Source organism: Rhodoplanes roseus (assembly GCF_003258865.1).
Classification (GTDB): domain Bacteria; phylum Pseudomonadota; class Alphaproteobacteria; order Rhizobiales; family Xanthobacteraceae; genus Rhodoplanes; species Rhodoplanes roseus.
In genome coordinates, this window is sequence record NZ_NPEX01000345.1 from 1 (window position 1) to 5,455 (window position 5,455).

Genomic DNA, 5,455 nt, shown 5'->3' on the forward strand with positions numbered 1-5,455 from the left:
CGACCCGCCCCCTGCCCGCCGCGGCCGGCGCGCCGGCCGGCCCGCATTCCCCGCCGAACGAGACCCCCGCCCCCATGCAGTCCCCTTCCTCGAGCACGCTGCTCGCCCGCGGCGCCATTATCGCGACGGCGGCGATCTTCGGCCTCACCTACAGCCTGAGCGCGGCGCTGATCGCGCTCGATCTCGCCGAGCGCGGCCTGAGCGAGGCGCTGATCGGCGCCAACGCCGCCATGCATGCGGTCGGCGTGCTGGTGATGGCGGTCCTGCTGCCGCGGCTGACCGCCCGGCTGGGACTGCGCCGCGCCGTCATCGGATCGCTGCTGAGCGCCGCGCTGCTCCTCTGCCTGTTCCCGGCGCTGCCGCTGGTGTGGCTGTGGTTCCCGCTGCGCATCCTGCTCGGCGCCGCCTCCGAGGTGCTGTTCGTGCTGTCCGAGACCTGGCTGAACGCGCTCAGCTCGGAGGCGACTCGCGCCCGCACCATGGCGGCCTACACGGCCGCCATGTCGGTCGGCTTCGCGCTCGGCCCGCTGCTCCTGTCGCTGGTCGGCTCCGACGGATTTCTCCCCTACGCGATCGGCGCGGCGCTCGCCGGCGGCGCCGCCGCCATCGTGGTGTCGCCGTCCATCGCGGCGCCCGACATCGCCGATCCGGGACACGGCAACCCGCTGCACAGCATGCGGCTCGCGCCGGTCGCCATGGCGGCGACGGCGCTCAACGCCGCGGTCGAGACCGCCGGGCTCACCTTCCTGACGCTCTACGCCATGTCGGTCGGCTGGGAGGAGTCCCAGGCGACCCAGCTGATGACCTGCATGATGGCCGGCGCCATCGTCCTGCAGCTCCCGATCGGCTGGCTCGGCGACAAGATCGACCGCCAGACGCTGATCGTCCTCCTCGCCGCGCTGTCGGCGGCCGGCGCCGTGGCCTGGCCGTGGGCGCTGGAGGTGCGCTCCGCCATCTATCCGCTGCTGTTCGTGTGGGGCGGGCTGTTCGTCGGCATCTACACGATCATGCTGACGATCGTCGGCAGCCGCTTCTCGGGCAGTGCGATCATCGGCATCTATGCCGGCATGGGCGTGTTCTGGGGCGTCGGCGCCCTGATCGGCCCGACGCTGGCCGGGATCGCCATGCAGGCGACCACGCACGGGCTCGTCGTCTTCGTCGCCGTCGCCTGCGCCACCTTCACGGTCGCGGCCTGGGTGATCGGTCGCCCGCAGCGCGACCGCACGACGTCGCCAGCACCCGAGCCGCGGGCCTAGCCGACGCCGAGGCGGCGATTCGCCGGTCCTCTCGGCGAGGAATCGCCAAGTATTGGCGAGGCATGTGTGAGTCGGACTCACACACCGCCGCACCGGCACTCAGCAACACGGGCCCGTCCACAAGGAAAAATTTGACCCGTGGCAGGCAATCCTACGCACTGCTACTTAAGATACGGATACGTACGTAAGACAGCTTTTTGGTCAGAAGGTATTTTTCTGGCCGATCAATAGCCGTTCTAGTTTTGGCACTAGCACTGCGGCGTGTGCGTGCCGCGATTTGCGTCCCCTGATGGGCCCGCACAGCGGGACGGTGGCGATGGCAGCACGTACGAAGTCCACGCGAAAGACCGCGCCCAAAGAGGGCAGCGGCATCGGCCGGGCCGAGGGCAACGGGCTCTACGTGGTCGGGATCGGCGCATCCGCCGGCGGGCTCGAGGCGCTGCGCCCCTTCGTCGCCACGCTGCCGAACTCCTCCAATCTCTGCTTCGTGGTGGCGCAGCATCTCTCGCCCCAGCATCGCAGCATGATGGTCGAGCTGCTGGGCCGCGAGACCAAGATCCCGGTGCTCGGCATCAACAACGGCGTCACGGTCAAGCCGAACACCATCTATATCGCGCCCCCCAACAGCGACGTCTTCTACCGGGCCGGCAAGCTGGTGCTGCGCACGCCGCTGGAGACGGTCGGGCCGAAGCCCTCGATCGACCACTTCTTCACCAGCCTGGCGGCCGGTCTCGGCCCGCGCGCCATCGCCATCGTGCTGTCCGGCACCGGCTCGGACGGCGCCAACGGGCTGCGCGCCGTGAAGGCGCACGGCGGCATCACCTTCGCGCAGGAGCCCGACTCGGCCAAGTACGAGAGCATGCCGCGCGCCGCCATCACGATCGGCGGCGCCGACCTCGTGCTGCCGCCCAAGGAGATCGCCGGCAAGCTCGCAGTGATCGCGCAGGGCCACGACCTCAATCTCGGCCTCGCCGAGAAGACCGACGGCGGCGGCACGTTCCAGACCATCATCCGCCACATCCGCCACCACACCGGCATCGACTTCGGCAAGTACAAGGAGGCGACGCTGCGGCGGCAGATCGCCCGCCGCATGTCGGCGCTGCAGATCGGCACGCTCGCCGACTATGTCGGCTTCATCGACCATCACCGCGACGAGATCGACACGCTCACCAAGAACTTCCTCATCTCGGTGACGTCGTTCTTCCGCGACAAGGAGTCGTTCGCGGCGCTCGGCAAGACGCTCGACAAGATCGTCAAGGAGAAGCGGCCGGGCGACACGCTGCGCGTCTGGGTGCCCGGCTGCGCCACCGGCGAGGAGGCCTACTCGATCGCGCTCCTGCTGGCGAGCAAGTCGCAGGCCCGCATCGGCTCGCTGCGTGTGCAGATCTTCGGCACCGACATCGACGGCCTCGCCACCACGCATGCGCGCCGCGGCGAATACGCCGAGAGCAGCGTGATCAATCTCGGCGCGGCCATGCTGCACAACCACTTCTCCAACAACGGGCGCCTGTTCCGGATCGACAAGGCGGTCCGCGACCTCGTGGTGTTCTCGCGCCACGACGTGGTGCAGGACCCGCCGTTCAAGAACATCGACCTGATCAGCTGCCGCAACCTGCTGATCTACTTCAAGCCGACCCTGCAGGAACACATCTTCAAGATGTTCCACTACGCCCTGCGGCCCGGCGGCCACCTCTTCCTCGGCAAGTCGGAGTCGCTCGGCACCTGCAAGACGCTCTACACGACGGTCGATTCGCGCCACAAGCTGTTCCGCCGCCGCGACGTGTCGATCCGGCCCTATTACGTGCCGCGCGTCGAGGGCGTGCTGCCGGTGCCGGACCTCACGCTCCACGCCCGCCGCCCGGCCGAGCCGCCGGAGCAGGACTTCGGCCGCATCGGCCGCGACCTCATGGTCGAGCGCTACGGCCCGCCCGGCATCCTGATCTCGCACGAGGGCGAGCCGCTGCACTTCTACGGCGACGTCAGCCGCTTCGTCCGCATCGGCAGCGGCAGCGGCAAGGTCGACCTCAACTTGATGACCATCATCGAGCCGACCCTGCGGGGCGAGCTGCGCGTGCTGCTGCACCGCTGCCAGCGCGACCACGCCTCGCATCACGGCCAGCTCCATGCCGTCAAGGACGTCCCCCGCGCGGTGCGCATGTCGGTCCACGCCGTCGACCGCGCCCACAGCGACGAGCGCCTCTATCTGGTCTGCTTCGAGGAGCGCGAGCCGGTCCCGCAGCCGAGCATGATCGTCGCGCCGGAGCGCTTCGACGACGCCACGGTGCAGCAGATCGCCGCGCTCGAGCAGGAGCTCAAGGCGACCAAGGAGAACCTGCAGACCGTCGTCGAGGAGCTGGAGACCTCGAACGAGGAGCTGCAGTCGACCAACGAGGAGCTGCAGGCCTCCAACGAGGAGCTGCAGGCGTCCAACGAGGAGCTGGAGACCGCCAACGAGGAGCTGCAGGCCACCAACGAGGAGCTGACCACGGTCAACGACGAGCTGTCGGTCAAGACCGGCGACCTCGCCGAGGCCAACAGCGAACTCGAAGGCATCATGGCCAACTCGGCCGAGGGGATCGTGCTGATCGATCCGACCCTCCACCTGGTGCGCAGCAACGAGAACGCCGCCCGCATCCTGCGGCTGACCAACGACGTCGGCCGCCACCACCTGCTCGACGTCGCGACCTTCATCGGCGCCCCGTCGATCCGCCCGGCGATCGAGCAGGTGCTGAAGACCGGCGTCAACCAGGCCGAGGAGCTGCAGATCCACGACCGCCTCTATCTGATGCAGGTCTCGGCGCACCGGATCGAGAGGCGCATCCGCGGCGCGATCCTGACGCTCTCCGACGTGACCGAGCTGCGTATCGCGCAGCGGGTCGCCGACGAGCAGGGCCGGCGCGCCAGCATCCTGATCGAGACGGCGACCGACGGCATCGTGATCGCCGACCGGCGTGGCCTCCTGCACGTGTGCAATCCGGCGGCCTGCGAGATGCTGGAGGTCGCCGAGACGAACGTCCTCGGGCGGCCGGCCGGCGGCCTGTTCCCGAACGGCGAGCCGAATGCCGGCCCGCTGATCGCCCACCTGCTCGGCGTCGAGCGCGGCGAGCGGCAGCGCCGCTTCGAGCTCGCCGTCTCGCGCGGCGGCCGCACCCGCCATTTCGACACGGTGCTCAGCGAATTCACGCTCGCCGGCGAGCTCTACCGCACCGCCACGCTGCGCGAGATCACCGAGCTCTTCGAGGCGCGCGAGTCGCTCGACCGCGCCAAGAAGGCGGCCGAGGAATCGAACCGCGCCAAGACCGAGTTCCTCACCCGCATGAGCCACGAGCTGCGCACGCCGCTCAACGCCATCGTCGGCTTCTCGGACGCCATCCTGTCGGAGATCCACGGCCGCCTGCCGCACGAGCGCTATCTCTCCTACGTGCACGACATCCACGTCTCCGGCGTCCATCTGCTCGGCCTGATCAACGACGTCTTCGACATCGCCAAGGTCGAGGCCGGCATGCTGCGGCTGCACGACACCGAGGTCGATCTGGTCAAGCTCGTCTCCGGCGCGGTCAGCTTCGTCGGTCCGATGGCGGCCAAGGCCGGCGTCACCGTGGTGTTCGATTTCGCCGCCGGCATCGCCTGCCTGCAGGCCGACGAGCTGCGGGTCCGCCAGGTGCTGCTCAACCTGCTGTCCAACGCCGTCAAGTTCTCGCATCGCGGCGGCAAGATCCGGGTCGCGGTGCGTCCCGCGCTCGACGGCGGCGTCCGTATCGAGGTCGCCGACCAGGGCATCGGCATCGAGCAGCAGACCATCGAGAAGATCGGCACCGAGCCGGTGACGTCCGGCTTCGTGCGCGGCGGCGAGAAGGAGGGCAGCGGCCTCGGCCTGCCGGTCAGCATGGCGCTGATGAAGGCGCTCGGCGGCGGGCTCGAGATCGTCAGCGCGCCCGGCAAGGGCACGACCGTGACGATGTGGTTCCCGCCCGACCGGGTGCTGTCGCCCGAGGCTCCGGCGACACCGCAGGACGGTGCGGGCGGCACGGGAGCCAAGGACGGCACGGCCGCGAACGCCACGAGCCCGAACGGTGGGGCGACGACCGGCGGGGCGACGAAGGCTGGGGCGACGAAGGCTGGGATCGCGAACGGCGTCGCCGCCGGAGCAGGTGCCGCCGAGAGTGCAGCCCCGGAGGACGACGCCGTTCGGACCACCC

The 5,455-nt window shown here is 69.6% G+C and carries 2 protein-coding genes; both read left to right on the forward strand.

Going from position 1 to position 5,455, the window contains the following annotated elements; genetic code table 11:
- Positions 1-74: 74 nt before the first annotated feature.
- Positions 75-1,256: an MFS transporter gene (locus CH341_RS27640; RefSeq protein ID WP_111422170.1), complete on the forward strand. Its 1,182-nt coding sequence runs from the start codon at positions 75-77 to the stop codon at positions 1,254-1,256.
- Positions 1,257-1,572: 316 nt separating this feature from the next.
- Positions 1,573-5,455 (forward strand): chemotaxis protein CheB (locus CH341_RS27645; RefSeq protein ID WP_170149832.1); only part of this gene is annotated, 3,883 nt, incomplete at its 3' end.

Bases quoted from the DNA above. Each gene is read 5' to 3' on its own strand.
- CH341_RS27640 (WP_111422170.1), top strand. From the start codon at position 75: ATGCAGTCCCCTTCCTCGAGCACGCTGCTCGCCCGCGGCGCCATTATC.